28 protein-coding genes are annotated in these 26,929 nt (G+C 65.1%); 7 read left to right on the top strand and 21 right to left on the bottom strand.

Annotated features, from left to right (window positions below):
- Positions 1-23 precede the first annotated feature (23 nt).
- The 5 genes from C0606_07495 to C0606_07475 all read left to right on the top strand — a co-directional run bounded on the left by C0606_07495 (position 24) and on the right by C0606_07475 (position 6,544).
- The gene (locus C0606_07495) at positions 24-1,889 is read left to right on the top strand and encodes a hypothetical protein (GenBank protein PLX38740.1); all 1,866 of its coding nucleotides are present in this window, start codon (positions 24-26) and stop codon (positions 1,887-1,889) included.
- Between the two features lie 51 nt (positions 1,890-1,940).
- Complete coding sequence (locus tag C0606_07490) at positions 1,941-3,056, top strand: microcin ABC transporter permease (GenBank protein PLX38072.1); 1,116 nt, start codon at positions 1,941-1,943, stop codon at positions 3,054-3,056.
- A 1-nt stretch (position 3,057) separates the two neighbouring features.
- Entirely contained in the window at positions 3,058-4,215 is a 1,158-nt protein-coding gene (locus C0606_07485; GenBank protein ID PLX38071.1) for a peptide ABC transporter permease, read from the top strand.
- A gap of 11 nt (positions 4,216-4,226) precedes the next feature.
- Complete coding sequence (locus tag C0606_07480) at positions 4,227-5,873, top strand: microcin ABC transporter ATP-binding protein (GenBank protein ID PLX38070.1); 1,647 nt, start codon at positions 4,227-4,229, stop codon at positions 5,871-5,873.
- Between the two features lie 62 nt (positions 5,874-5,935).
- Complete coding sequence (locus C0606_07475; GenBank protein ID PLX38069.1) at positions 5,936-6,544, top strand: cysteine hydrolase; 609 nt, start codon at positions 5,936-5,938, stop codon at positions 6,542-6,544.
- A 42-nt stretch (positions 6,545-6,586) separates the two neighbouring features.
- On the opposite strand, the gene C0606_07470 is transcribed toward C0606_07475, so the two are convergent.
- The 17 genes from C0606_07470 to C0606_07390 form a co-directional block, all read right to left on the bottom strand.
- Positions 6,587-7,744, bottom strand: coding sequence for a hypothetical protein (locus C0606_07470; GenBank protein PLX38068.1), 1,158 nt, complete (start codon positions 7,742-7,744; stop codon positions 6,587-6,589).
- 105 nt (positions 7,745-7,849) lie between these two features.
- Entirely contained in the window at positions 7,850-8,365 is a 516-nt protein-coding gene (ybeY, locus tag C0606_07465) for an rRNA maturation RNase YbeY (GenBank protein ID PLX38067.1), read from the bottom strand.
- Positions 8,362-9,345 carry a phosphate starvation-inducible protein PhoH gene (locus C0606_07460; protein PLX38739.1) on the bottom strand — a complete coding sequence of 328 codons (984 nt, stop codon included), beginning with the start codon at positions 9,343-9,345 and terminating at the stop codon, positions 8,362-8,364. Before C0606_07460 ends, ybeY begins: the two co-directional genes overlap by 4 nt.
- A 53-nt stretch (positions 9,346-9,398) precedes the next feature.
- On the bottom strand, positions 9,399-10,763 hold the full coding sequence (locus C0606_07455; protein PLX38738.1) for a tRNA (N6-isopentenyl adenosine(37)-C2)-methylthiotransferase MiaB: 1,365 nt from the start codon (positions 10,761-10,763) through the stop codon (positions 9,399-9,401).
- Between the two features lie 249 nt (positions 10,764-11,012).
- Positions 11,013-11,828: a 1-acyl-sn-glycerol-3-phosphate acyltransferase gene (locus C0606_07450; protein PLX38737.1), complete on the bottom strand. Its 816-nt coding sequence runs from the start codon at positions 11,826-11,828 to the stop codon at positions 11,013-11,015.
- 13 nt (positions 11,829-11,841) lie between these two features.
- A complete protein-coding gene (locus C0606_07445) occupies positions 11,842-12,225 on the bottom strand; it encodes a transcriptional repressor (protein ID PLX38736.1) in 384 nt (127 codons plus the stop codon).
- A gap of 96 nt (positions 12,226-12,321) precedes the next feature.
- Entirely contained in the window at positions 12,322-12,804 is a 483-nt protein-coding gene (locus C0606_07440; GenBank protein PLX38066.1) for a ribosomal-protein-alanine N-acetyltransferase, read from the bottom strand.
- Between the two features lie 4 nt (positions 12,805-12,808).
- A complete protein-coding gene (gene tsaB / locus C0606_07435) occupies positions 12,809-13,489 on the bottom strand; it encodes a tRNA (adenosine(37)-N6)-threonylcarbamoyltransferase complex dimerization subunit type 1 TsaB (GenBank protein ID PLX38065.1) in 681 nt (226 codons plus the stop codon).
- A 96-nt stretch (positions 13,490-13,585) separates the two neighbouring features.
- On the bottom strand, positions 13,586-14,194 hold the full coding sequence (locus C0606_07430) for a malonic semialdehyde reductase (GenBank protein ID PLX38064.1): 609 nt from the start codon (positions 14,192-14,194) through the stop codon (positions 13,586-13,588).
- A 120-nt stretch (positions 14,195-14,314) separates the two neighbouring features.
- Complete coding sequence (locus tag C0606_07425) at positions 14,315-14,869, bottom strand: NifU family protein (GenBank protein ID PLX38063.1); 555 nt, start codon at positions 14,867-14,869, stop codon at positions 14,315-14,317.
- A 128-nt stretch (positions 14,870-14,997) separates the two neighbouring features.
- Positions 14,998-15,492: a universal stress protein UspA gene (locus C0606_07420; protein PLX38062.1), complete on the bottom strand. Its 495-nt coding sequence runs from the start codon at positions 15,490-15,492 to the stop codon at positions 14,998-15,000.
- Between the two features lie 78 nt (positions 15,493-15,570).
- A complete protein-coding gene (locus tag C0606_07415; protein ID PLX38061.1) occupies positions 15,571-16,596 on the bottom strand; it encodes a hypothetical protein in 1,026 nt (341 codons plus the stop codon).
- A 423-nt stretch (positions 16,597-17,019) separates the two neighbouring features.
- Positions 17,020-18,324 carry an HslU--HslV peptidase ATPase subunit gene (locus tag C0606_07410; GenBank protein PLX38060.1) on the bottom strand — a complete coding sequence of 435 codons (1,305 nt, stop codon included), beginning with the start codon at positions 18,322-18,324 and terminating at the stop codon, positions 17,020-17,022.
- Between the two features lie 17 nt (positions 18,325-18,341).
- A complete protein-coding gene (locus tag C0606_07405) occupies positions 18,342-19,328 on the bottom strand; it encodes a hypothetical protein (protein PLX38059.1) in 987 nt (328 codons plus the stop codon).
- 106 nt (positions 19,329-19,434) lie between these two features.
- A complete protein-coding gene (locus C0606_07400; GenBank protein PLX38058.1) occupies positions 19,435-20,001 on the bottom strand; it encodes an HslU--HslV peptidase proteolytic subunit in 567 nt (188 codons plus the stop codon).
- Entirely contained in the window at positions 19,998-20,177 is a 180-nt protein-coding gene (locus C0606_07395; GenBank protein ID PLX38057.1) for a hypothetical protein, read from the bottom strand. Before C0606_07395 ends, C0606_07400 begins: the two co-directional genes overlap by 4 nt.
- A 99-nt stretch (positions 20,178-20,276) precedes the next feature.
- A complete protein-coding gene (locus C0606_07390) occupies positions 20,277-20,861 on the bottom strand; it encodes an NADPH-dependent FMN reductase (protein ID PLX38056.1) in 585 nt (194 codons plus the stop codon).
- 39 nt (positions 20,862-20,900) lie between these two features.
- Here C0606_07390 and C0606_07385 point away from each other — a divergent pair, with 39 nt between their 5' ends.
- Positions 20,901-21,593: a hypothetical protein gene (locus C0606_07385; protein PLX38055.1), complete on the top strand. Its 693-nt coding sequence runs from the start codon at positions 20,901-20,903 to the stop codon at positions 21,591-21,593.
- On the opposite strand, the gene C0606_07380 is transcribed toward C0606_07385, so the two are convergent.
- The 4 genes from C0606_07380 to C0606_07365 all read right to left on the bottom strand — a co-directional run bounded on the left by C0606_07380 (position 21,532) and on the right by C0606_07365 (position 26,024).
- Positions 21,532-22,098 (bottom strand): phospholipid methyltransferase, encoded by a 567-nt coding sequence (locus tag C0606_07380; protein PLX38735.1) that lies wholly within the window; start codon positions 22,096-22,098, stop codon positions 21,532-21,534. The two genes, C0606_07385 and C0606_07380, sit on opposite strands and share 62 nt — an antisense overlap.
- A 171-nt stretch (positions 22,099-22,269) precedes the next feature.
- On the bottom strand, positions 22,270-23,391 hold the full coding sequence (gene dnaJ, locus C0606_07375) for a molecular chaperone DnaJ (protein PLX38734.1): 1,122 nt from the start codon (positions 23,389-23,391) through the stop codon (positions 22,270-22,272).
- A gap of 11 nt (positions 23,392-23,402) precedes the next feature.
- Positions 23,403-23,996, bottom strand: coding sequence for a hypothetical protein (locus C0606_07370; protein ID PLX38054.1), 594 nt, complete (start codon positions 23,994-23,996; stop codon positions 23,403-23,405).
- Positions 23,997-24,113: 117 nt separating this feature from the next.
- On the bottom strand, positions 24,114-26,024 hold the full coding sequence (locus C0606_07365; GenBank protein ID PLX38053.1) for a molecular chaperone DnaK: 1,911 nt from the start codon (positions 26,022-26,024) through the stop codon (positions 24,114-24,116).
- A gap of 227 nt (positions 26,025-26,251) precedes the next feature.
- Between C0606_07365 and C0606_07360 the strand changes: the two genes are divergently transcribed.
- Positions 26,252-26,899: an alkylated DNA repair dioxygenase gene (locus C0606_07360; GenBank protein PLX38052.1), complete on the top strand. Its 648-nt coding sequence runs from the start codon at positions 26,252-26,254 to the stop codon at positions 26,897-26,899.
- Positions 26,900-26,929: the final 30 nt, after the last annotated feature.

Genomic DNA, 26,929 nt, shown 5'->3' with positions numbered 1-26,929 from the left:
CGGATGCGGCGAACACGCCGTGGATGCCGAACAGGCGTCAGGTGCTCGAACTGACAGCGGCGTCGGCTGCCGCAGCCCTCGTGCCCTGGCGCGCGCCGGCGGCACGAGCGTCTGAAGGCGGTGCGCGCCACGGCCTTTCGGTGTTCGGCGATCTCGCCTATCCGCCCGACTTCGCCCATTTCGCCTATGTGAACCCCGAGGCCCCGAAGGGCGGCAGGCTCGTTTGGACCGCGCCGAGCTGGGCCTATAATCAGAACGCGCTCACCTTCAACACGCTGAACGGCTTCGTGCTGAAGGGCGATGCCCCGCCGCGCCTCGAGCTGTTGTTCGACAGCCTGATGGTGCGCGCCCTCGACGAGCCCGACGCGATCTACGGCCTGCTTGCTCATTCAGTGACGGCCTCTGACGACGGTAGCCGCTACACCTTTCATCTGCGCGAGGAAGCCCGCTTTCATGACGGCACGCCGGTGACGGCCGACGATGTCGCCTTCTCGCTGAAGCTGTTGAAGGAAAAGGGCCATCCGAACATCGCCCAGACGATCCTCGCGCTCGAAAACGCCGAGGCCGACGGGCCGCACGATGTCACGCTGACCTTCGCCGAGAGCCGCAGCCGCGACCTGCCGCTCGTCGTCGCGCAACTGCCGGTGTTCTCGAAGGCCTACTACGAGGCCAACGATTTTTCCGCCTCGACGCTTGAACGCCCGCTCGGCTCGGGCCCCTACCGCATCGGCCGTTTCGATGTCGGCGATTTCGTCGAATACGCCCGCGATCCCGACTATTGGGGCAAGGATCTGCCGACCATCGTCGGCCACCATAATTTCGATGTCATCCGCATCGATTTCTATCGCGACAGCGATGTCGCCTTCGAGGGCTTCAAGAAGGGCCGGCTCGATTTCCGCGAGGAATTCTCGTCGAAGAAATGGGCGACCGGCTACGATTTTCCCGCCGTCGCCGACAAGCGCATCATTCGCGAGACCTTCCCCGACGACCGCCCCTCCGGCGCGCAGGGCTTTTTCCTCAACACGCGGCGCCCGCATCTCGCCGATCCGCGTGTGCGCGAGGCGTTGATCTACGCCTTCGACTTCGAGTGGTCGAACACCAATTTGTTCTATGGCCTCTACACCCGCACTCACTCCTTCTTCCAGAACTCCGACATGATGGCGAGCGACCTGCCGGGCGCCGGCGAGCTGGCGCTGCTCGAACGCTTCGAGGGGAAAGTGCCCGACGAGGTGTTCCGCGAACCGTTTTCGCCGCCGACGTCGGACGGCAGCGGCCGCGACCGGGCGATACTGCGCCACGCCGCCGGGCTGCTGCGCGAGGCTGGCTACAGCCTTGAGGGCGGGGTCATGCGGCGCTCCGATGGCACCCCGCTCACCATCGAGTTCCTCGAGGATTCGCCGCTCTTTGAGCGCATCGTGCTGCCCTATATCGGCAATCTGAAGCGGCTCGGCATCGAGGCGAGCTTCCGTCTGGTCGATCCCGCGCAGTACCAGCTTCGGCTGAAGGACTACGATTTCGACGTCACCACGCGGCGCTACACCATGAACGCGACGCCGGGCGAGGGCATTCGCCGCTTCTGGGGCTCGGCGGCCGCCGATGCGCCGGGTTCCGACAATCTCTCGGGCATCGCCGACCCGGTCGTCGACGCGCTCATCGACATCATCGTCAACGCGCCGACCCGCGAGGAACTCACCACGGCTGCGCGCGCGCTCGACCGGGTGCTGCGCGCCGGCCGCTACTGGGTTCCGCAATGGTACAAGCCGGTGCACACGGTGGCGCTGTGGGATCGTTTCGGCTGGCCGGACAAAAAGCCGCGCTACGACTTCCCGGTCGAGACCACCTGGTGGTACGACAAACAAAAGGCCGAGCGCCTCGATTCGGACGCATAGTCCGGCCAGAGAAAAGCGGGCGGGATCGACGGAAAGGAACGGGCAGGACACATGGGCGCCTATATTCTTCGACGCCTCCTTTTGATGATCCCGACCATCATCGGCATCATGGCCGTCAGTTTCCTCGTCGTGCAATTCGCGCCGGGCGGTCCGGTCGAGCGGGTGATCGCCCAGCTTTCCGGCACCGACGTATCGGCCACGGCCCGTTTCGGCGGTGGCGCGGGCGGCGATTTCGCCGGCGGCCAGCAGGGCGCACAGACGCCGGGCGGCGAGGGCGCGAGCTCGAAATACCGTGGCGCCCAGGGCCTCGATCCCGAATTCATCGCCGAGCTCGAAAAGCAGTTCGGCTTCGACAAGCCGGCGTATGAGCGGTTCGGGCTGATGCTGTGGAACTACATCCGCTTCGATTTCGGCGAGAGCTATTTCCGCGATATTTCGGTCATCGATCTGATCGTCGAGAAGATGCCGGTCTCGGTCTCGCTCGGGCTGTGGATGACGCTTCTGTCCTACGCGATATCGATCCCGCTCGGCATCGCCAAGGCGGTGCGCGATGGCACCCGTTTCGATATCTGGACGAGCGCGGTGGTGATCGTCGGCTACGCGATCCCCGGCTTCCTCTTCGCCGTTCTGTTGATCGTGCTGTTCGCCGGCGGGTCCTTCCTCGACTGGTTCCCCTTGCGCGGCCTGACCTCGGAAAACTGGGAGCAGCTTTCCTGGCCGGCCCGCATCATCGACTATTTCTGGCATCTGGTACTGCCACTGACGGCAATGGCGCTGTCGGCCTTTGCCACGACGACGCTTCTGACCAAGAACTCGTTCCTCGACGAGATCCGCAAGCAATACGTCGTGACGGCCCGCGCCAAGGGCCTGACCGAGCGCCAGGTGCTCTACGGCCACGTCTTCCGCAACGCCATGCTGATCGTCATCGCCGGCTTCCCCGGCGCCTTCATCAGCGCGTTCTTCACCGGCTCACTGCTGATCGAGCAGATCTTCTCGCTCGACGGGCTTGGCCTGTTGTCGTTCGAGTCGGTCATCAACCGCGACTACCCGGTCGTCTTCGCCACCCTCTACATCTTCTCGCTGATGGGGCTGGTGGTGAACCTCGTCACCGATCTGATCTACACCCAGATCGATCCGCGCATCGACTTCGAGAGCCGGGAGGTCTGAGATGGACACGACGACCGATCCCGCCGTTTCAGCCGCCGAGGCACCGGTGAGCAAACCCTCGCGCTTCACCCTGTCGCCGCTCAACCAGCGCCGCTGGCAGAACTTCCGTGCCAACAGGCGCGGCTTCTGGGCGCTGTGGCTGTTCCTCGTCCTGTTCGTGCTGTCGCTGTTTGCCGAGTTCATCGCCAACGACCGCCCGCTCATCGTCTCCTACAAGGGCGAGCTTCTGGCGCCGGTCTTCGTCGACTATCCGGAAGAGAAATTCGGCGGCTTCTACGCCGTCACCGACTACCGCGATCCGTATATCCAAAAGGAGATCGAGGATAATGGCTGGATGGTCTGGCCACCGATCCGCTACTCCTACCAGACGGTCAACACCGAGATCCCGACGCCGGCCCCCTCCGCGCCCGCCTTCGCGCTGGAGCGCGACACGCTGTGCCAGAAATACAAGGACGGCACCGGCGACCCGAACTGCACCACCGGCAATTTCAACTGGCTCGGCACCGACGATCAGGGTCGCGACGTCGTTGCCCGGCTAATCTACGGCTTCCGCATCTCCGTGCTGTTCGGCCTCATCCTGACCGTCATCTCCTCCGTTGTCGGCGTCTCGGCCGGCGCCGTGCAGGGCTATTTCGGCGGCTGGGTCGACCTTCTGTTCCAGCGCTTCATCGAGATATGGACATCGATCCCGGCGCTCTACCTGCTACTCATCATTTCCAGCGTGCTGGTGCCGAACTTCTGGATTCTGCTCGGCATCCTGCTGTTGTTTTCGTGGGTCGCGCTCGTCGGTGTCGTGCGCGCGGAATTCCTGCGCGGCCGCAATTTCGAATACATCAACGCGGCGCGCGCGCTCGGCGTCTCCAACCGCACCATCATGTGGCGGCATCTGTTGCCGAACGCCATGGTCGCGACGCTGACCTTCATGCCGTTCATCCTCAACGGCTCGATCACCACGCTGACCTCGCTCGACTTCCTCGGCTTCGGCCTGCCGCCCGGCTCGGCCTCGCTCGGCGAGCTGCTGCAGCAGGGCAAACGCAACATCGAAGCACCGTGGCTCGGCCTTGCCGGCTTCTTCGTCATTTCCATCATGCTCTCGCTGCTGATCTTCATCGGCGAGGCGGTGCGCGACGCCTTCGATCCGCGCAAGACGTTCAAGTGAGGGAGGGCGAGATGACAAAGCCGACACCGTCCAAGACCCCGCTTCTCTCCGTCCGCGACCTCTCGGTGCATTTCCGCCAGGGCGGCAACGTCACCGAAGCCGTGCGCCACGTCTCCTTCGATATCGCGCCGGGCGAGGTCGTCGCGCTGGTCGGCGAATCCGGGTCCGGAAAATCCGTGACCGCGCTGTCGACCCTGAAGCTGCTGCCCTATCCAGCCGCCTTCCACCCGAACGGCCAGGTGCTGTTCAACGGCGAGGACCTGCTCGATTCCGATGAGCGGGATCTGCGCCGGGTGCGCGGCAACGACATTTCGATGATCTTCCAGGAGCCGATGTCGTCGCTCAATCCGCTGCACACGGTCGAACGGCAGATCGGTGAGAACCTGTCGATCCACAAGGGATTGAGCGGCCAGGCGGCGCGCGACCGCGTGCTCGAACTGCTCGATCAGGTGCACATCCGCGAGCCGGAAAAGCGGCTTGCCAGCTACCCGCATCAGCTCTCCGGCGGTCAGCGCCAGCGCGTCATGATCGCAATGGCGCTCGCCAACGAGCCCGACCTTTTGATCGCCGACGAACCGACGACCGCGCTCGACGTGACGGTGCAGGCGCAGATCCTTGCGCTGCTGAGGGAGCTGCAGCAAAGCCGCAACATGGCAATGCTGTTCATCACCCATGATCTCGGCATCGTCAGGAAGATCGCCGACCGCGTCTGCGTCATGACCAAGGGCGAGATCGTCGAGGAAGGGCCGGTGAAGCAGCTCTTCGACGCGCCGCAGCACCCCTATACCAGGCACCTGCTCGCCGCCGAGCCGAAGGGCGACCCGCCGGCGACCGACACCTCCGCCCCGGTCGTCGTCGAGGCCGACAAGCTGAAGGTCTGGTTCCCGATCAAGCGTGGCTTCCTGCGTCGCACCGTCGGTCACATCAAGGCCGTCGACGGCGTCGACGTGACGGTGCGCGAGGGTCAGACGCTCGGCGTCGTCGGCGAGTCCGGTTCCGGCAAGACGACGCTCGGTCTCGCATTGCTGCGGCTGATCTCCTCGAAAGGCCGCATCGCCTATCTCGGCCGCGATATCCAGGGCGCCAACTGGAAAACGATGCGGCCGCTGCGCCGCGACCTGCAGGTCGTCTTCCAGGATCCCTACGGCTCACTCAGCCCGCGCATGTCGATCGGCTCGATCGTCGCTGAGGGGCTGCAGGTGCATGCCCCCGACCTGTCGGCCGAAGAGCGCGACCGCCGCGTCGTCAAGGCGCTTCAGGAGGTCGGTCTCGACCCGGAAGCCCGTCATCGCTATCCGCACGAATTCTCCGGCGGTCAGCGCCAGCGTATCTCGATTGCCCGCGCCATGGTGCTGGAGCCGAAGTTCGTCATGCTCGACGAACCGACCTCGGCCCTCGACATGAGCGTGCAGGCGCAGGTCGTGGACCTGCTGCGCGATTTGCAGAAGCGCCACAACCTCGCCTATCTGTTCATTTCTCATGATCTGAAGGTGGTGCGCGCGTTGGCCAACGAGGTCATCGTCATGCGTGCCGGCGAAGTGGTGGAATCGGGCCCGGCCGAAGCAATCTTCGATCATCCGCAGACCGACTACACCAAGGCGCTGATGGCCGCTGCCTTCCGCCTTGAGGCCGTCGACAGCCCGGCTGTCGCGGACTAGAAATACCGCTGCGACGGTTGCACCGTCGCGGCGACCTGTCTCTTTCATGTCTGGAGAGTGCCATGCTGCCGCAAACGCTTCTTGAAATGGCTGGAGTGACGCCGAAGCCGTCGGCGCTATCCGAGTCGGCGATCCTCGTTGTCGACGCGCAGGAAGAGTACCGCTCCGGCAAGTTGCCGCTTGAAGGGATCGACGCGGCGGTCGAGGCAATCGGCGATCTTCTGACCCGTGCGCGCGGTCTGGGTGTGCCGGTTCATCACATCGTGCACGAAGGCCGCCCGGGCGGCCTGTTTGATCCCGCTTCGCCGGAGGGTGCGCCGATCGCCGATATCGGCCCGCGCATCGGCGAATCCGTCACCCGCAAGACGCTGCCGAACAGCTTTGCCGGCACGAACCTTGCCGACATCCTCGCCGAACACGGCCGCAAGAAGCTGATCATCGTTGGCTTTATGAACCATATGTGCGTCGATGCGACGACGCGGGCCGCGAGCGAGCAGGGCTTTATGGTCACCATTCCCGCCGACTGCACGGCGACGCGCGATCTCGCCTCGCCGGTGTCGGGCGACGTGCTGACCGCGAAAATCGTCAAGGAAGCAAGCCTCGCGGGGCTCGCCGACCGCTTCGCCACCGTGGTGCCGACGATCGCCGATATTCCCGACAAGGCCGAATAGGGCAGTAGAAAGCTCGGGCGCGTGTTCGCGCCCGGGACCGCGTCAGTCCTTTTCGCTGGCTTCAGCGGCATCCCCGCTGTCCGTGCCACCGACCGTGCGCAGCCGGCGGCGGCTTTCCACCGAACGCGCGTCGCGGCGGCGGAAGATGCGCAGCTTCTTGATCCGCCGCGGATCGGCGTCGAGCACTTCGAACTCGAAGCCCGGCAGCTCGTCGGAGGCGATCAGCTCGCCGCGTACCGGGATCCGCCCGATCAGGGTGAACAACAGTCCGCCAAGCGTGTCGACTTCCTCGCCGAGCTCGCCGATATCGAATTCAGGACCGAGCACGGGCTGGGCGTCCTCGAGCGCGACGCGCGCATCCGCCGTCCACACGCCGTCCGCGGTCAGCGAGACCACCGGCTCGTCGTCTTCATCGTGTTCGTCTTCGATGTCGCCGACGACCGTTTCCACCAGGTCTTCCAGCGAAGCCAGACCGTCGGTGCCGCCATATTCGTCGATCACCAGCGCCATCTGAATGCGCGTCGCCTGCATCTTGGCCATCAGGTCCGGCGCCGGCATCGACGGTGGCACGAACAGGACCGGCCGGATCAGGCGCGTTTCGGCAAGCGGCTGGGAGAGGTCGACGGCGCACAGATCGAATGGCGCCTGCGGGGCCGTCCCGGATTCGCCCTTGTCGCGGCCCGGCGCGGCTTCGTCATCGGCCAGCGGCTGCGGCGTCTCGATCATCCGTTCAGTGATCAGCGCCATCAGATCCTTGATGTGAACCATGCCGCGCGGATCGTCGAGCGTCTCGCGGTAGACCGGCATGCGGGAGTGACCGGACTCGCGGAACATCACGATGATGTCGGCCAGCGCGGTCTGCTCCTCGACCGCGTCGATGTCGGCGCGCGGCACCATCACGTCGTCGATGCGCACTTCCCGCAGCCGCAGGATGTTGCGCAGCAAGAGCCGCTCTTCCGGTGTGAACTGGTGGTGTTCCTGTTCGTCGCGCGCCAGCGCGTCCTCGATGCTCTCGCGCAGCGTTTCGCTGCCTCCGAAGCCGAGCAGACCCTTGATACGGTCGAACCAGCCGTCGTCGCCACTGGATGTGGTGGGTGTCTCCTCCTCGCGCTGCGGCTCGGCCACGGCGGCGGGGGGAGAGGGACTAGGGGACGGTTCCGGTTCAGCGGACGTCCCGCTCTGGGATTCAGCGGTGCTCATGGCTCCTGAACGCATGGGTCGATTCAAAACTAAAGTCCGATCAAATCACGGGATCGCGGAAAATGCGATCCGTTGTTGCAACTATTCGCGGCATTGCCGCCAGATTCATTCCCGAACCGGGTCCATCCCGTAGGGGTCGGCGATACCAAGCGCTGCGAGAATGGCGATTTCGCGGCCTTCCATCTCTTCAGCGTCATCATCGGTTTCGTGATCATATCCGAAAAGATGAAGAACTCCGTGAACGATCAGATGGGTCAGGTGGGCCTCGAATGTAACCCCCTGTTCGCCCGCCTCGCGTTCCAGCGTCTCGCGCGCCAGAATGATGTCGCCAATCAGCGGCCCCGCGATGCCGTCCTCGTCCACATCGAGCGGGAAGGACAGCACGTTGGTCGCCTTGTCCTTGCCACGGTAGTCGCGGTTGAGAACGCGGATCGCCGCGTCGTCGGTAAACACCACGCTGAGTTCGGAACCCGGATGGGCTTCGAGATCGGCGAGATCGACGGCAACGCTCGCGGCCTGCGCGATCAGCGCTTCCAGCCTGGCCTCGTCGGGCCAGCCTGCCGCCTCGATGGTGACGGCGATGGCAAAGGGCGCATCGCCGGATATTCGGCCGTCGCTCATTCTTTCGCGGCCTTTCCCCGTCCCGCCTTGTCGTAGGCGCGGACGATGCGTGCGACCAGCTCGTGGCGCACCACGTCGGCGTCGCTGAAGCGGATTTCGACCACGCCCTCGACCCCGTTGAGGATATCGAGCGCGTTGACGAGGCCGGACGCGATGCCCGGCGGCAGGTCGACCTGGCTCGGATCGCCGGTGACGATCATCTTCGAATTCTCGCCGAGCCGGGTCAGGAACATCTTCATCTGCATCGTCGAGGTGTTCTGCGCCTCGTCGAGGATCACGACCGCGTTCGACAGCGTGCGCCCGCGCATGAAGGCGAGCGGCGCCACTTCGATCATGCCCGACTGCAGGCCGCGCTCGACCTTTTCCGCCGGCATCATCTCGTAAAGCGCGTCATAGAGCGGCCGCAGATAGGGATCGACCTTCTCGCGCATGTCGCCGGGCAGGAAGCCGAGCCGTTCGCCGGCTTCCACCGCCGGGCGCGACAGGATGAGGCGCGAGATCTCGCCGCGTTCCAGCAGCGTCGCCGCATAGGCGACCGCGAGGAACGTCTTGCCGGTGCCGGCCGGCCCGGTGCCGAAGACGAGGTCGGCGCGGTCCATGGCCCGCAGATAGGCGTCCTGCGCGGCGGTACGGGCGATGATCGTGCGCCGCCGTGTCGAGACCTGCGCGAAGCTGCGCCGCGCCTTCGGCTCGATCGTCGGCAGATTGAGCTGGGTGCCGGCGGCGACCGCCTCGCGCAGCGCGCCATCGACGTCACTCGGATGGATTTCATGGCCCTTGCGCAGCCGCTCATAGAGCGTCTCGAGCGCGTGGCGCGCCTGTCCGCAGGCGTCCTCGGTGCCCTTGATCGTCACCTGATTGCCGTGCGCGACGAGGTCGATGCCGAGCCGCTGTTCGATCAGCGCCAGATTCTGGTCGAACTGGCCGAACAGGTCACAGGCGAGGGCGTTGTCGTCGAAGCCGAGAACGATATGCGTCAGGTCCGAGGCGGTCGGTTTTTGCGGCGTCTGATCGCTGACGGGGGTTTGATCGTTCACGAAGCCCTGTCTCCCTGTGTGGCGTCGGCCAGTTCCTTGCCGCTATCCGCGGCTACCGGTTCGCGCAAGGTGCCGAACAGGCTGTTCGGACCGACATCGTCGATCCGCACTGTTACGATTTCGCCGATGAGGTCCGCCGGCGCCTCGACATGGACAGCTTGCAGCCACGGCGAGCGACCCGCAAGCTGGCCGGGCTTGCGACCGGGGCGTTCGAGCAGAATATCCATCTGCGTGCCCGCTTTGCCACGGTTGAACGCCTGCTGCTGGGCATTCAGCAGTTCCTGCAGCGCGGTCAGCCGTTCCGACTTCACCGCTTCCTCGACCTGATCGTCGTGCTCTGCCGCCGGCGTGCCCGGGCGCGGGCTGTATTTGAACGAATAGGCCTGCGCGTAGCCGACCTGTTCAATGAGCGCCATCGTGTCGGCGAAATCGGCATCGCTCTCGCCGGGGAAGCCGACGATGAAATCGCCCGACAGCGCGATATCGGGACGGGCGGTGCGGATGCGTTCGACGAGGCGGAAATAGGTGTCGCGGTCATGCCGGCGGTTCATCGCCTTCAGGATCCGGTCCGAACCCGACTGCACCGGCAGATGCAGATAGGGCATCAGCGCCGGCAGATCGCGATGCGCGGCGATCAATGCGTCATCCATGTCGCGCGGGTGGCTGGTGGTGTAGCGCAGCCGGTCGAGACCGGGAATGTCGGCAAGCGCGAACAAGAGTTCGCCGAGACCCCAGGGCCGGCCGTCGGGGCCGGTGCCGTGGAAGGCATTGACGTTCTGGCCGAGCAGCGTCACCTCGCGCACGCCGGCCGCCGCCAGCCGCCGCGCTTCCTCCAGGATACGCCCGACCGGGCGCGAGACTTCCTCGCCGCGCGTATAGGGCACGACGCAGAAGGTGCAGAACTTGTCGCAGCCTTCCTGCACGGTGAGGAAGGCGGTGAAGCCACGCGCCTTTTGAACCGCTTCGCCGGCCGGCGGCAGATGGTCGAACTTGTCCTCGGCCGGGAACTCCGTCTCCACCGCGCGCGCCCCCGCGCGGGCCTTGTCGACGAGGCCGGGCAGGCGGTGATAGCTCTGCGGCCCGACGACGAAATCGACCACCGGCGCCCGCCGCACGATCTCCTTGCCCTCGGCCTGCGCGACGCAACCGGCAACGCCGATCATCGTCGTGCGACCGTCGGCGGCGCGGGCTTCCTTCAGCTGACGCAGCCGGCCGAGCTCGGAATAGACCTTCTCGGCCGCCTTTTCGCGGATATGGCAGGTATTGAGCAGGATCAGGTCGGCGGCATCCATGTCGTCCGTCGTCTCGAACCCGGCCGGCGCCAGCACGTCCGTCATCCGTTCGGAATCATAGACGTTCATCTGGCATCCGTAGGTCTTGATGAAGACTTTGCCCGTGTTTTTCGTCACTGCCACTCACCATCGGTATCCGCGCTGGATACCCTTGCCAATTCTTGCCCGCCCACCGTCGGGGCGCAGCGTTATCCGTTGTTTTCTGCCGGTTCGTTTATCGCGTTTTCCCCGCCCTGAGAATAGCTTCCCTGAAATACCGCCCCGTGAGCATGTTTCCGGGCGCAAAACGGGGGAATCGCCACCGACTCTACGGGCCGCCTATGACAGTTCGGCGTGCACCTTGTCGGTCTCGAAGGTGCCGCTGCCGCGCAGAGCGTCGAGCGTCATCGCCCGCACCACGCGTTCGGCGCCAAGCGCGATCGCCTTGCGGTCGCTGTCCTCGTCATAGGGGATCGGATGGCCCCAACGGATCTCGACGTCGATGGCGCCCTTCTTCAGGATCGCCCACAGATGCGGGAACATCTCCATATCGCCATACCAGGCGACCAGCGGCCGCTCGTAGCGGCCCATCGGAATGCCGCCGAGCGTGGTGTAGGCGATCGACAGCGGCTGGATCCAGACCCGCTCGTGGCCACCATGCAGCACCGCGTTGCGGGCAGCGCCGATGAGCGCGGAACGGAACGGCAGCACGCCGTTGCCGTCGTTCGAGGTGCCCTCGGCGAACAGCACCATGGCATCGCCGTCGTTCAGCCGCTCGGCGATGGCACTCGCCACCTCGCCGGTCTTCGAACGCCGCGTGCGGTCTACGAAGACGGTGCGTTGCAATTTGGCGAACAGCCCGAAGATCGGCCAGCCGGCGACTTCCGCCTTGGCGATGAAGGAGAGCGGCATCAGCGAGCCGAGGATCTCGATATCGAGCCAGGAGGCGTGATTGGCGAGGATCAGCATCGGCCGCGCGGTCGTCGGCGCGCCCTTGGCGATAACGCGGATGCCGATCAGGGCGAGCACGTAACGGTGCCACCAGACGGGAAGCAGCGCGGCCGCGCGCAGGTTCAGCTTGACGAACAACCATTGCAGGACAATGGCGACCAGCGTCGGTGGGACGAGCGCTATGAGCACCAGAACGGCGCGCAGCGTGCCCATGGCGTCAGGAGGATTTCTTCTCGTCCAGGGGTACGCCGTACAGTTCCAGCCGGTGGTCGACGAGACGGAAGCCGAGCCGGCGGGCGATGGCGTCCTGCAGCCGCTCGATCTCCTCGTCACGAAATTCGATGACGTCGCCGGTACGCAGGTCGATCAGATGGTCGTGGTGTTCCTCGGAAATCGGTTCGTAGCGCGAACGCCCGTCGCGGAAGTCGTGACGTTCGATGATGCCGGCATCCTCGAACAGCTTCACCGTCCGGTAGACCGTCGAAATCGAGATGTTTGGATCGATCTTGGATGCTCTGCGATAGAGCTCTTCGACGTCGGGATGGTCCTCGGAGCTCTGCAGAACGCGCGCGATCACGCGGCGCTGTTCCGTCATCCGCATGCCCTTGTCGACACACAATTCTTCGATCGGCTTGGAAGGCGCTGCCTGTGTCACCTAAAAATCCGCCCTTTTTTGCCAGACAGGTACTCTAGCGGCTTAGCGAAGATCGCGCCGCATGACAAGCGCCGTGCTGCGCTCGCCGTTCCCCGTCCGGTAGTAACCAGTTCGCTCGCCCACCTGCCGGAAGCCGAGTTTGCGATAGAGCGACACCGCACCTGCGTTGCCCGCGTCGACTTCGAGAAATAGCGCGGCAATCCGATCATGGTAGAGCCGGCGCAGCGCGGCTTCGAGCAGGGAACGGCCGACACCGCGCTTGCGGTGGCTGGGCCTGACGGCGATCGTCAAAATCTCGGCTTCGTCGGCGGCCATGCGTACCAGCACAAAGCCGACGGGCCGGCGGCTGCCGAACGGGCTGCCGCGCCGGGCAACGATGCCGAACACGGTTTCATCGCGCAAAAGCCCGGCAATCTCTCCGCCGCTCCACATCGGATCGAAGCCGGTCGCATGAACCGCGCTCAACTCGTCGGCGTCGTCGAGCGTCGCGTCATCGATGATCAACGGGGAAGACGGCCACCACATCGCGTCACGCCCGCGCGATCCGCGCGCCTTCCTGCGGCTTGGCGTCAGGCGGCCTGAGATAGAGCGGCGAAGGCGGTACGTCGGTGGCGGGCATTTCGCGGCCGAGACGAGCGACCGCTGCCGCTGTCGGCGCTCCGATATGGGAAAGCACCGTTGCCGTATGCCCGATCTGCCCGGCGGCCTCTGCGACCATTGGCGCGGCAGACCCGATCAGCATGATTTCGTTCGGCAGGCGCTCGGCAAAGGCCGCCGCTGATTCGGCAACCGGCGGGCACAGCGCCCGTTTTCCCGAAAAGATCTGGCCGTAGAGTTCGCCGCGCTTTGCGTCGAGCACCGCCGCGACCGGCGTCGAGGGATACTGGTTGCGAACCTCGTGGGCGATGGCCGCCAGCGTCGTCACGCCGATCACCGGCTTTTCGAGCACCAGTCCGAGCCCGCGCGCCATGGCAACGCCGACGCGTACGCCGGTGAAGCTGCCGGGGCCGACAGTGACAACGACCCGGTCGAGTTCGGCAAAGCCGAGCTCGGCGTCGGCAAGAACCGCGCCGATCATGTCCATCAGCCGCTCGGCATGGCCGCGGCCGATTTCCTCGCTGGCCACGACGAGGCGGTCGACGCCGCCGGAGTCATCCAGGACGGCGGCCGAGCAGTTGGCCAGAGCTGTGTCGATCGCGAGAAGGCGCATAATGATCGCGCTTAGCCGGACCGGCGATAGATGTCGAGTCGCGCTTTCGGCTAAGGCGGCACGAAAGCGAGTACGAAAGTCCGGTGAAAGGCCGGCTCAGACGATGCTGCAGAATTCGTCGAAATCGAACCGCGGCGAGCGTTCGAACAGGCCGGCGGGGTCGCCATAGCCCAGACTGCAGATGAAATTGGCCTTGATTCGGCCGGTTGGGAAGAATGTCTTTTCCACGCCTTGCTTGTCGAAACCGGACATCGGGCCGGTGTCGAGGCCGAGCGAGCGGGCCGCCAGAATGAGGTAGGCGCCCTGCAGCGAGGAATTGCGGAAAGCGGTTTCCTCGATCAGCGCATCATTGCCGGCGAACCACGAACGGGCGTCGGTATGGGGAAAGAGCTGCGGCAACGTGTCCGGGAAATCGAGGTCGTATCCGAGCAGCGCGGTGACCGGCGCGGCCATCACTTTCGCCTGATTGCCCTCCATCAGGAGCGGGCGCAGCTTCTCCTTCGCCGCATCGGACTTCACGAAGACGATTCGCATCGGCGAGCAGTTGGCGCTCGTCGGACCCCATTTCAGCAGATCCGCCAGCGCCCTGAGCGTGGTGTCCTCGACGGGACGGTCCTGCCAGGCATTGTGCGTGCGCGCCTGCCGGAACAGCTGGTCGAGGGCGGCATCCGACAGCGGAGTGTGAAAAAGCGGCGTATCGACCATGATGAGGCTCTCCTGAAATCGCTTGTCAAAATACCTGCGGCCACCGCTCGCCCGCCGAAAACGACGGGTGCATCGGTGGCCGCTGGCGTGTTCGTTGCCGGTCCGCGTCCCGAAAGGGGGTCAGACCGAGCGGACTTCCTGCACTTCCGGGATGAAGTGCTTGAGCAGGTTCTCGATGCCGCCCTTCAGCGTCGCCGTGGCTGACGGGCAGCCCGAGCAGGCGCCGCGCATGGTCAGGTAGACGATGCCTTTCTCGAAGCCCTTGAAGGTGATATCGCCGCCGTCCTGGGCGACCGCCGGGCGGACGCGGGTGTCGAGCAGGTTCTTGATCGTCTCGACGATTGCCGTGTCGTCCTCGCTGAAGAACTCGTCACCGGCTTTCTTGGCGCTGCCGGCCGACAGCATCGGCGCGCCGGTCAGATAGTGCTCCATGATGGCGCCGAGCACGGCCGGCTTGATGTGCTGCCAGTCGCCGATCGTCTTCGACACGGTGATGAAGTCGCTACCGAGGAACACCGCCTCGACGCCGTCGATCTCGAACAGGCGGGCGGCGAGCGGCGACTGAGACGCGTCCTCGGCCGAACGGATGTCGAGCGTGCCGTTGCCGAGCACCTCCTGGCCGGGAAGGAACTTCAAGGTTGCCGGATTGGGGGTGGTTTCAGTCTGAATGAACATCGCTACGCTGTCGGCGGCCGTGCCGCCCTCCCTGATTTGCTTGTCAGTAACATTGGGCGCAGTTAGCCGGCCTTCAAGGGCTTTGGCGGAAAAGCGCTGTTGCCACGCTTATGCCGTCCCCGGCGCGATCATGCAATGGCGCTTATTTGTTCATCGCTGAGGTTGCCCGGCACCAGGGTGATCGGAATCGGGAAGGATCCGGCGAGCCGGCCCGCAAGCGCGGTCACCAGCGGTCCCGGGCCTTCCTTCTCGGTCGATGCGCCGAGCACCAGAATGGCGATGTCCTCGTCTTCCTGGATGAGCGAGCGGATTTCGTCCGCCCGCTTGCCCTCGCGGATCACCGTTTCGGGGTCGACCGCCGCCATCGCGCGGGCGCGGTCGACGAAATGCGCCACCGTCTGCTCGGCCTCGTCCATCGCCTCGGCGCGCATCACGTCCTCGACGCCGAGCCAGTGCTGGAAATCGCCGGGCATGATCACATAGAGCATGATCAGCGCGCCGCCGGTATGCTCCGCGCGCTTGGCGGCAAACGCCACCGCCCGCTCGCATTCCGGGGTGTCGTCGATGATGACGAGGAATTTGCGCTTGTGGCCGGCTTCCAGACTGCGTCGCGTGATGCCCATGCCGCATGCTGCCATCGGCAGCGCGGCTCGGCAAGGGACCTGTTGCCGCCGCCCGAACGCGGACGCGGAACGCGCCTCCTAAAGCAGTTTGCGCAGCTCTTCGATCTTGTCGTTGACCAGCCAGCCGTAATAGTTCTCGACCGGCCACAGCAGCTTGCGCCGCGCGCGCTGGCGCTTGCGATTGATCGCCCTGAGCTGACGCGCCCGGATTTCCGCGTTGCCGACATTGTAGAGCGTTGCGGTGATGCCCGGATTGTTGGCGATGTCGAACCCGGCGGTCTCGCGATAGGCGTCGATGCTCGAACGGATCACGGCCGCCATGTAGTGCAGCGACGTGTCGGGATCCATGATCGCGCGATAGACGTAGGGCGCGTTGGCCGGATCGAGTCGCGCCAGCCCGCCCTTGTCGGCCACCATGTCGTTCATCTTCAGCGCGGTCAGCGGGTTGAGCTGGCCAAGGCCGAAGGTCTGTCCGGCGAACATCGGCTGGAAGAAGGCCTGGCCGAAGCGGGTGTTCTCGTAGCGCACGCCGTCGACGACGCGGCCGCGATAGACCGTTTCCCAGACCGCTTCCCGGCAGGTCCACAGCGCGTTGCTGCCCTTGGCCTTCTTGCACTTGTCGAAGGCTTCCTGCTCGACGAATTCGGTGACCCGAACGCCGTCATAGGAGAACACCAGCGCCGAGCCGGCATATTCCAGCGCCTTGATGTAATAGGTCTGCAGGTGGTCCATCGAGTCGACGTTGTAGGTGTGCTCGCCGACGATGGCGCCGATCATGTGGACCGGATCGATATCGTAGATCTTGGCAACGCGCTTGATCTTGCCGATCAGCCGGCTGTCGCGCTCCAGCGCCGAATAGACCCGCTTGTACTTGGCCTCGAAGCTCGATTTGGTCGCGCGCGTGCGCTGAACCGAAAAGCCCGGCACCTTCGGCTGTTCTTTCGACCGGTTGCCCTCCGGCACGGTGATGACCTTGGCTTCGGCGGGAACCGGCGCGGTGACGCCATCGGCAAGTCCGATCGTCACGGCAACCGCGGCAACCAGGGCGGATCGCACCGCAAGGGCGGAAAGGGGCAATCGGCAGATCGTACGGGAAATGCGCATGGATAAGGTGACCGCGTTGCTTCTCTTGCGTTTTGCTCGCTGGCTGCGCACGCGGCGCACCGGATCGAAAAACCGGTTCAGCCGCAGGGCGCGAGCCCTTAATTCCACATTCCAAATATCGCCGCTGTGACCGGGAACACAATTCCCCGGGGCGCGACCAACTCTTGGCGCGTCGCCGTTTCTGAGCCGGCGTAGCGTCTGGTACTTAAAACTGAACTCATCGCCTGCCAACGCGCGAGGCATTCGGCGGCAGGCCGCTGCGGCGCGTTCGGTGGCCCTCGAAACGCAAAACCGGACACACCCGGTTTCCGCCGCGTCTGCCTACCTCATACAGGATCGGAAACGAAGTGGAAATCCGGGTTTCCCGGCTTTTCCGCGATAAAATCGCGGTGATTGGTCGTGCGCGGCCGTTTCGCCGCCCGCCTACAGGATGAAGCGCGACAGGTCGGCGTTCTTCGCCAGGTCGCCGATATTGTCCTCGACATGCGCGCCATCGATGACGATCGTCTCGCCGGAGCGGTCGGGTGCGGTGAACGAAATCTCGTCGAGAATGCGTTCCATCACCGTCTGCAGCCGCCGCGCGCCGATATTTTCCACCGTGGAGTTGATGTCGACCGCGATGCCAGCAATCGAGTCGATGGCGTCGTCGGTGAATTCGAGCGTCACGCCTTCGGTGGCCATCAGCGCCACATACTGCTTGATCAGGCTCGCCTCGGTCTCGGTCAGGATGCGGCGGAAATCGTCCTTGCCGAGCGCCTTCAGTTCGACGCGGATCGGCAGCCGGCCCTGCAGTTCCGGCAACAGGTCGGCCGGGCTCGAGACGTGGAAGGCGCCCGACGCGATGAACAGGATGTGGTCCGTCTTCACCGGCCCGTGCTTGGTCGACACCGTGGTGCCTTCGATCAGCGGCAGCAGGTCGCGCTGCACGCCCTCGCGGCTGACATCCGCGCCGCCGCGGTTTTCGCGCGCGCAGATCTTGTCGATCTCGTCGAGGAAGACGATGCCGTCGTTTTCGACCGACTGGATTGCTTCCTGCACGATCTGGTCGTCGTCGAGCAGCTTGTCGGATTCCTCGTTGATCAGGAGCTCGTAGGATTTCGACACCGTTGTGCGAACGGTCTTGCGCTGGCCGCCGAACGCCTTGCCGAAGATGTCGTTGAGGTTGATCATGCCGATCGAGGCGCCCGGCATGCCCGGCATGTCGAGGCTCGGCATCTGCGCCTGGGCGGCGACCTCGACCTCGATTTCCTTGTCGTCGAGCTGGCCCTCGCGCAGCTTTTTGCGGAAGCTGTCGCGGGTCGACGGGCTCGCATTCTGGCCGACCAGCGCGTCGAGTACCCGCTCCTCGGCTTCCAGATGCGCCTTGGCGCGCACTTCCTTGCGGCGGCTTTCGCGCACCAGCCCGATGCCGGTTTCGACCAGATCGCGGACGATCGACTCGACGTCGCGGCCGACATAGCCGACCTCGGTGAACTTGGTCGCCTCGATCTTGATGAACGGCGCGCCCGCGAGCCGCGCCAGCCGGCGCGAGATTTCCGTCTTGCCGACGCCGGTCGGGCCGATCATCAGGATGTTCTTCGGCAGCACCTCGTCCTTGATCGCGCCTTCGAGCTGCTGCCGCCGCCAGCGGTTGCGCAGCGCGATCGAGACGGCGCGCTTGGCGTCCTTCTGGCCGATGATGTAGCGGTCCAGTTCGGAAACGATTTCACGGGGCGAAAAATTGGTCATCGACTATTCCTGACGGGTCATGCGGCAAGGCGGGCGACGGCGGGCCGGTGGACGGGCGGCAGCTTCGCGCGCAGGCTGTCCGGCACGATGGCGAGCAGCGTGGCGCGCACCCGCTGCCAGCCGAGCGCGAGGACGAGAATGATGGCGCCGAGCGCCATGACGGTAACGGCGCCGGTCACGCTGTCGGCCAGCGGCGTATTTGCCGCGATCGAGAAGATGGCGGCGCCGAGATAGCCGAGCCCTGCGACCAGGAAGGCGCGCCGGTCGATCAGGATTGCGAGGATGGCAAGCGCCGTCATGGTCGCGACAACGATCACGGCATCGAAGAAATTGAGCGTGCCCGAGAGCTCGAAGACCGAGCTGATGCCGACCAGGAACGTCATCACCGAGCCGAGCAGAAGCGGCGCGGCGAGAAGGTGCAGCCAGAAGGCGTAATCGGACCGTCGGGTCTGTCGCATCGGATCTGAGAAGTCGAGCCGCAACGCCACGGCGAACACGATCAGCGAAAGGCCGAGCAACAGGAACTCGCCGCCGCGGTCGAGAAAGGGTTTGCCGGTGATTTCCAGATACCCCGCGACGATGACCCCGCCGGCCGCCGCGAACAAAAGTCCGAGCGAGAACGGCACACGGAAGCGGAAGAAGAACAACGCGGCGGCTATCGCCCCGGCAAGAAATACGTAGACCTGCTCGGAATCGCTGAAGGCGATGTGTTTGACCGTTGCCGACAGGGCGGCAGCGACCGCCATGCCGCTGGTCACCACGAAGGCGATGGACAGCGCGACGGCGGGCAGCGCCAGCCGGAGGCGGCGCACCAGATGCTCCGACAGGCCCCAGGCGGCGACCGCGGTCAGCACCATGGTGATCAGCCAGTCGCCGAGCGTGGCGCCGAGCAGCGCGGTAAGGCCGCCGAGCCCGAGCACGACGCCGATGGTGATCAGGATGTCGTGGAAGCCGCGCACGAAGCGCGGCGCTTCCGGGTCGGGTTCGAAGGCTTCGCCCGCCATGATCCCCGCGGAACCGCTTTCCAACCCGCGCGCGGCGAGGAAGTCGCCGAGCCGGACAACCTGCTCGGCGCTGATGATGCCTTCATCGGCGGCGGCGTTGAGATCGTCAATCAGAGGCATCGAGACTTTCCACCACGACGGAGCTGTTGGTGTAGACGCAGATTTCGGCGGCAATCGCCATTGCCTTGCGGGCAATCGCCTCGGCGTCCTGTTCGGTGTCCATCAGAGCGCGGGCGGCGGCGAGCGCATAGGTGCCGCCCGAGCCGATGCCCATCACCCCGCCTTCGGGCTCGAGCACATCGCCGGTGCCGGTCAGCACCAGACTGATCGAGGGGTCGGCGACGATCATCATCGCCTCGAGCCGACGCAGATAGCGGTCGGTCCGCCAGTCCTTGGCGAGTTCCACCGCCGCGCGCATGAGCTGGCCGGGATATTGTTCGAGCTTGGTTTCGAGCCGTTCGAACAGCGTGAAGGCGTCCGCCGTCGCGCCGGCAAAGCCGGCGATTACCGAGCCCTTGGCGAGCGGTCGCACCTTGCGCGCCGAATGCTTGATGACGGTCTGGCCGAGCGTCACCTGACCGTCGCCGGCAACGACGACTTTGCCGCCCTTGCGCACGGTGACGATGGTCGTGCCGTGCCACACGGCGGGTCCGGTTTCGTTCGATGCGGTCATGGCCGGGCCTCTTTGATGCGCTGCTGGGACGTGAGGATGATGAGGAGAAGAACGCTCGGCGGGAACAGCGCTGTTGCCCAGGTCCACACGACCGCGTTGCGGCCCGCGCGCCGGGCGAGCGCGTGCGCGAGAAACGCGGCGCCGAGGCTGACGGCAAGGAAAATGGCAAACGCCATGACGAACTCCTCTTCGGCGCCGGATCGGTCGCTGGCGCCTTGATCGCCTCCCTATGTAAGACCTTGTGCGGGCGATGCAACGCCGCAGACCCGATGAGGTCAGTGCAACCCGCCGCCGGCAAGACGGCCGATCAGTCCGCGAAACCGGACGGCAAGCGCCCTGTCGGCAAGATCGTCGCGTTCGGTGAAGGCGTGCCCGGCGTCGGCGACGGTCACCTGATCCGGCAGCACCGAGGCGCCGAGCCCGAGTTCCAGCACCTGGCGCAGCGCCATCAGTCCGCGTAGCCCGCCATGCGATTCGCTCGACGCGGAGGCAAGTGCGAAGGCCCGGCCGTGAAACGCGGTCGTCGCCGGCAGGCCTTCCTCGCTGTCGGGATGAACCCGGCTCATCCAGTCGATGGCGTTTTTCAGCACCGGGGCGATGCCCGCATTGTATTCGGGCGCTGCGATGAAGACCCCGTCATGGGCTTGCAGGAGACCGACCAGCCTGCGGGCGTGGGCGGGGATGCCTGCATCGGTTTCGAGATCCGCGTCGAACAGGGGCAGCGGATAGTCGGCGAGCGAAATCCGTGTCGGCACGGCGTCGATCAGCGCCAGCTCCTTCACCGCAAGCGCGGCCAGCCGCGAATTATACGACCCGCCGCGCGTCGAACCGGACAGGACGAGGATCCTGGGCGTGATCATGGTGTCACGTTTCCCTTTTAGAGAGGCTTGCCGGGAGGCATGCTGCCGGCGACTGTAACCGAAAAGACGCAAGAGACGAAAGCGGGCACCATGCTCCCGACGATGACCACGACACGGCTGATCCTCGAGCCGCTGACCCTCGACGACATCGAGCTGTGCGCGACAATGGATGCCGATCCGCAGGTTCGCCGCTATTTCGGCCCGATCACCGACTGGGACGCCTATCGCGAGCGCACGCGCTCGTTCATCGCCGGCCCCTATGCCGACGGCCTCGGCTTCTGGAAGATCGCGGAGAAAGCGGCGCCCGGGACCTTCCTCGGCTGGGTGCTGCTGATCCCGCTCGCCGGCGAAGGCCCGGGCATCGAGATCGGCTACCGGCTGCGCAGCGAGGTCTGGGGCAGGGGGATCGCCACCGAGGCGGCTGCTGCCGTGCGCGATCACGGGTTTGCGACGTGCGGTCTCGACGAGATCATCGCCGTCACCCATCCCGACAATGCGGGGTCGCAGCGTGTATTGGAAAAGATCGGCGTGCTGCGCGGGAACCATCGAGGCCTATGGCGAAACGCTGCCGCTGTTTCGCCTCGCCCGCGAGGGCTGGCAGCCGGCGGAGTGATCCGCCCGCGAGGACTGGCAGCCGGCGGAGTGATCCGCCGGCAGGGAACTTGTGGAATCAGTGATTCTTTTCCGGCCGGCGATAGGTCCAGACCCGCGCCGGCGGCAGGTTGGAGATGATCCAGTCGGTCTTGTCGAGCTGACAGCCGCAATGCACCGCCGTCACCGGCGGCACCAGCGCGTAGGAAAACTGGATCAGCGGCGCGCCCGGTTCCAGCCGGCTCATCGCATCGCGGATGAAGCTCTGGCGCTGCGGCAGCGGCCGGGTGAACAGCGGCAGACTGGAGACGATGCTGGCGATCGGCTGGTCGAGGTCGCCGAGCGTCGAAACGAGGGCATAGGCGTCGCCCTGCAAAACGGTGACGCCGGGAAAGCGGCGCTTCAGCAACGTGCAGAAGTCGCGATTGTATTCGATCAGGATCAGCCGGCCGGGGTCGATGCCGCGGTCGAGGATCGCCTTGGTAACCACGCCGGTACCGGGGCCGAGTTCGACGATCGGACCCTCGCGCTCCGGCTCGACCAGAGCCGCCATGCGTTTCGTCAGCGCCGGACCGGACGGGCTGACCGCACCGGTCTTCAGCGGATTGCCCATCCACGAGCGGAAGAACCGCATCTCGTCGAGCATCTTGCTGGAAATCTTGCGGGAAAACGCCTTGGCGTGGCGATGCACGTGCCGATGCATGAAGGTCTCCGCTATCGTTGATCCGAAATCACTTTATCAAGAATTCTTTTTGCAGGCGGCAGGTCTGAACCATGCCGCCCGAAATTCATCTGATCGCTCGGCCGCGCGCATCGCCTAGTTGCCGAACCGTTCGAGTAAGTCCTTGAACTTGGCGAAGAAACCGGACGAGTCGGGATGCGTCTCGTTCGAGCATTCGCGGTCGAACTCCTCAAGCAGCTCGCGCTGGCGTTTGGTCAGATTGCGCGGCGTCTCCGTCACCACCTGAATGTACAGGTCGCCGCGCTGGGTAGACCGCAATAGTGGCATTCCCTTGGCCTTGAGACGGAATTGTTTGCCCGTCTGCGTGCCGTCCGGCACCTTGACCATGGTTTTGGAGCCGTCGATCACCGGCACCTCGATCTGACCGCCAAGCGCGGCCGTGACGAGTGAAATCGGCACCCGGCAGAACAGATCGGCGCCGTCGCGCTGGAACAGCGAATGCGGCTTGATCGACAGGAAGATATAGAGATCGCCCGACGGGCCGCCGCGCACGCCGGCCTCGCCCTCACCGGCAAGGCGGATGCGGGTGCCGTCCTCGATACCGGCCGGAATGTTGACCGACAGGGTGCGCTCCTGCGTGGTCCGCCCCGAGCCGCCGCATGAGCCGCACGGATCGGTGATCACCTCGCCACGGCCCTGACAATTGGGGCAGGTGCGCTCGAGCGTGAAGAAGCCCTGGCTGGCGCGCACCCGGCCGGCGCCGCCGCAGGTCGGGCATTGCGACGGCGTGGTGCCGGGCTTGGCGCCGGAGCCGTTGCAGGAATCGCAGGTAATCGAGGTCGGCACGCTGATTTCGACGGTCTTGCCGGCGAACGCCTCCTCGAGCGTGACTTCCATATTGTAGCGCAGGTCCGCGCCGCGCTCGCGGCTCGAGCGGCCGCGTCGCCCACCCATGCCGAAGAACTCGTCGAAGATGTCCGACATGGTCGAGGTGAAATCATTGCCGAAACCGGCGCCACCACCACCCGGGCCCTCGAAGGCTGCATGGCCGAAGCGGTCATAGGCCGCCCGCTTTTCCGGATCCTTCAGCGCCTCGTAGGCCTCGTTGATTTCCTTGAACTTGTCCTCGGCCTCCGGGTTGTCCGGATTGCGGTCGGGATGGTAGCGCATCGCCAGCTTGCGGAAGGAACTCTTCAGGTCCTTGTCCGTAACCGTGCGTTCGACTTCCAGGATCTCGTAATAATCACGCTTGGCCATGGTGTCCGTCATCAGGTGGAGCGCGTGGCGTCGTCGCAGCTCAGAGTCGACAGCGTTTCGGCAAGGGCCTCGCGATCGAGCGGGACCAGCCGGCTTACGTCACCGCGCCAGGGCAGGCCGTTGGCGTGATAGGTGTCACCGGTGGATTCGCGATACAGGACCAGCTTGCCGCTGTCGAAGTGGCTGAACAGCACCACGTCTTCATGAAATCTGTCGAAATAGGCGTTGCTGCGGGCAATCGTCAGCTCGCGCAGCATCTCGTGCACGAAGCGCAGGATCTCGGTTTCGTTGCGCGGCGCGATGCGGCTCACGATTGCGCCGTGATAGTCGCGCGCCGTCATGCCGTTGGCTTCGAGCGGCAGGGTCGCGTAGTCGAGCGCGCACAGCCAGCTGAGCGACAACGGCGTGTAAACGCTGTCCGACTCGCCCTCGATCTCGATCACCTTCGCCTTCAGATCGGCGCCGTTGTCGAAATACCAGTCGCGGACGGCACACAGGAAGGTGACGGTTTCTACCGGCATGGGCAGATCGGCGACGGCACCGCGAAGACTCGTCCACAATTTCTCGGAACGTTCCCGTGCCTCGCGCCGGCCCGCCATCGGCATGTCTCCCGTCTGTTCGCTTGCGCTGCCGCGTGCCCCACGCCGCAGACAACGATGCCCCCGACCGCGGCCACTCAGGGCCGGACGATCGGGGGCGTCGCGTGTTTCTAGAAGCGCACGTTACGACTTCTTGGCGTCGTCGTCGCTGACTTCTTCGAAATCGGCATCGACAACGTCGTCGCCCTCGGCGCCGGCCTCGTCTTCACCGGCCTCGCCGCCTTCCGCGGCACTGGCCTGGTAGACCGCCTCGCCGAGCTTCATGGAAGCTTCGGCCAGCGTCTGGACCTTGGCGTTGATGGCGTCGGCGTCATCGCCCTCGAGCGCGGTCTTGAGATCGGCAATCGCCGTCTCGATGGCCGACTTGTCGGCTTCCGAGACCTTGTCACCATGCTCGCCGAGCATCTTTTCGGTCGAGTGAACGAGGCCTTCGGCCTGGTTCTTGGCCTCGACCACGGCGCGCCGCTTCTTGTCCTCGTCGGCGTGGCTTTCGGCGTCGCGGACCATCTTCTCGATGTCGTCGTCCGAAAGGCCGCCCGAGGCCTGGATGCGGATCTGCTGTTCCTTGCCGGTGCCCTTGTCCTTCGCCGACACGTTGACGATGCCGTTGGCGTCGATGTCGAAGGTCACCTCGACCTGCGGCACGCCGCGCGGTGCCGGCGGGATGCCGACCAGATCGAACTGGCCGAGGATCTTGTTGTCCGCCGCCATTTCGCGCTCGCCCTGGAACACGCGGATGGTCACCGCCGTCTGACCGTCTTCGGCCGTCGAGAACACCTGGCTCTTCTTGGTCGGGATGGTCGTGTTGCGGTCGATCAGGCGGGTGAACACGCCGCCGAGCGTCTCGATGCCGAGCGACAGAGGGGTCACGTCGAGCAGCAGAACGTCCTTGACGTCGCCCTGCAGAACGCCGGCCTGGATGGCGGCACCGATGGCGACCACCTCATCCGGGTTGACGCCCTTGTGCGGCTCCTTGCCGAAGAACTGCTTCACGGTCTCCTGCACCTTCGGCATGCGGGTCATGCCGCCGACAAGGACGACTTCGTCGATCTCGCCCGCCGACAGGCCGGCATCCTTCAGTGCGTTGCGGCACGGCTGCACCGTGCGCTGCACCAGCTCGTCGACCAGCGCTTCGAACTTCGAGCGCGTCAGCTTCATGGTCAGGTGCTTCGGACCCGACTGGTCGGCGGTGATGAACGGCAGGTTGATTTCCGTCTGGGTCGCCGAGGACAGCTCGATCTTGGCTTTTTCGGCGGCTTCCTTCAGGCGCTGCAGGGCGAGCTTGTCGCCACGCAGGTCTATGCCCTGCTCCTTCTTGAATTCGCTGGCGAGGTAGTCGACGAGAACCATGTCGAAGTCTTCACCACCGAGGAAGGTGTCGCCGTTGGTCGACTTCACCTCGAACACGCCGTCGCCGATTTCCAGCACGGAGATATCGAAGGTACCGCCGCCGAGGTCGTAGACCGCAATCGTCTTGCCGTCCTTCTTGTCGAGACCGTAGGCGAGCGCGGCCGCCGTCGGCTCGTTGATGATGCGCAGCACTTCAAGGCCCGCGATCTTGCCGGCGTCCTTGGTCGCCTGGCGCTGGGCGTCGTTGAAGTAGGCCGGAACGGTGATGACCGCCTGCGTGACGGTCTCGCCGACGAAGGCTTCCGCCGTTTCCTTCATCTTCTGCAGGATGAAGGCCGAGACCTGCGACGGCGAGTATTTCTCGCTATGCGCCTGGACCCAGGCGTCGCCATTGTCGGCCTTGACGATCTGGTACGGGACGAGGCCCATGTCCTTCTTGGTCAGCGGATCGTCGAACCGCCGGCCGATCAGGCGCTTGATCGCAAAAAGGGTGTTTTCCGGGTTGGTGACCGCCTGGCGCTTGGCCGGCTGACCGACGAGGCGCTCGCCGTCTTCGGTGAAGGCCACCATGGAAGGCGTCGTGCGCGCGCCTTCCGCGTTTTCGATAACTTTAGCGTCCTTGCCGTCCATGACGGCGACGCAGGAATTGGTCGTGCCGAGGTCGATACCGATGACCTTGCCCATTACTCTTCTCCTTATCAGCAGACCGCTCGGACCCCTGAAGGCATCCGATCAGAGCAAGCAGCGATGCCGCCTGCCGGTCCCCGTTCACCATGAGATCTTTGCCGGACAGCGTATCCGGCTTGGGTTCGAGGGCTATATAAGGAGGCAAATCGCGGCCCGCAAGGCAGGGATGCCGCGAGACGTATGCAAAATCCGGCAATTGTCGGTCGCAGAAGGAAATCGGAGCGATGACGGACACAAGGCTCGACGGCGGCGACGGTCTCGTCATCTGGCCGGGCCGGCTCGACCGGTGTGCACAAGAGGCGCTGCTCGAGGCGATTGCTGACGCCGTTCGCACCGCGCCGTTCTTCATCCCCCGCATGCCGCGCACCGCCAAGCCCTTTTCCGTCGTCATGACCAATTGCGGCCCGCTCGGCTGGGTCGCCGACATCAACGGCTATCGTTATCAGAAACAGCACCCCGACACCGGCAATCTCTGGCCGCCGATCCCGGCCGCGCTTCTTGCCTTGTGGGAAGACCTGACCGGCTATGCCGCCCCGCCGGAGGCCTGCCTCGTCAACTACTACCGCCCCGACGCGCGCATGAGCCTGCACCGTGACGAGGACGAGGACGCGCTCGACGCGCCGATCCTCTCGGTCTCGCTGGGCGACACGGCGCTGTTTCGCATCGGCGGGCGGGAACGCAAGGGCAAGACCCGCTCGTTCCGGCTGGCGAGCGGCGACGTGCTGATGCTGTCGGGCGAGATGCGCCACGCCTATCACGGCATCGACCGACTCTATCCCGGCACCTCGACGCTGCTGGCGCGCCATGCCGACCTCTTCCCCGACGGCGGCCGGATTAATCTGACCCTGCGGCGGGTGGCCAAGGTGCGCTGAGGGGGTGTCTCGGAAACAAGTCCCTCTTGC

It is taken from the genome of Hyphomicrobiales bacterium, assembly GCA_002869065.1.
GTDB lineage: Bacteria > Pseudomonadota > Alphaproteobacteria > Rhizobiales > Rhodobiaceae > Rhodobium.
This window is presented reverse-complemented; position numbering and strand designations above follow the sequence as displayed.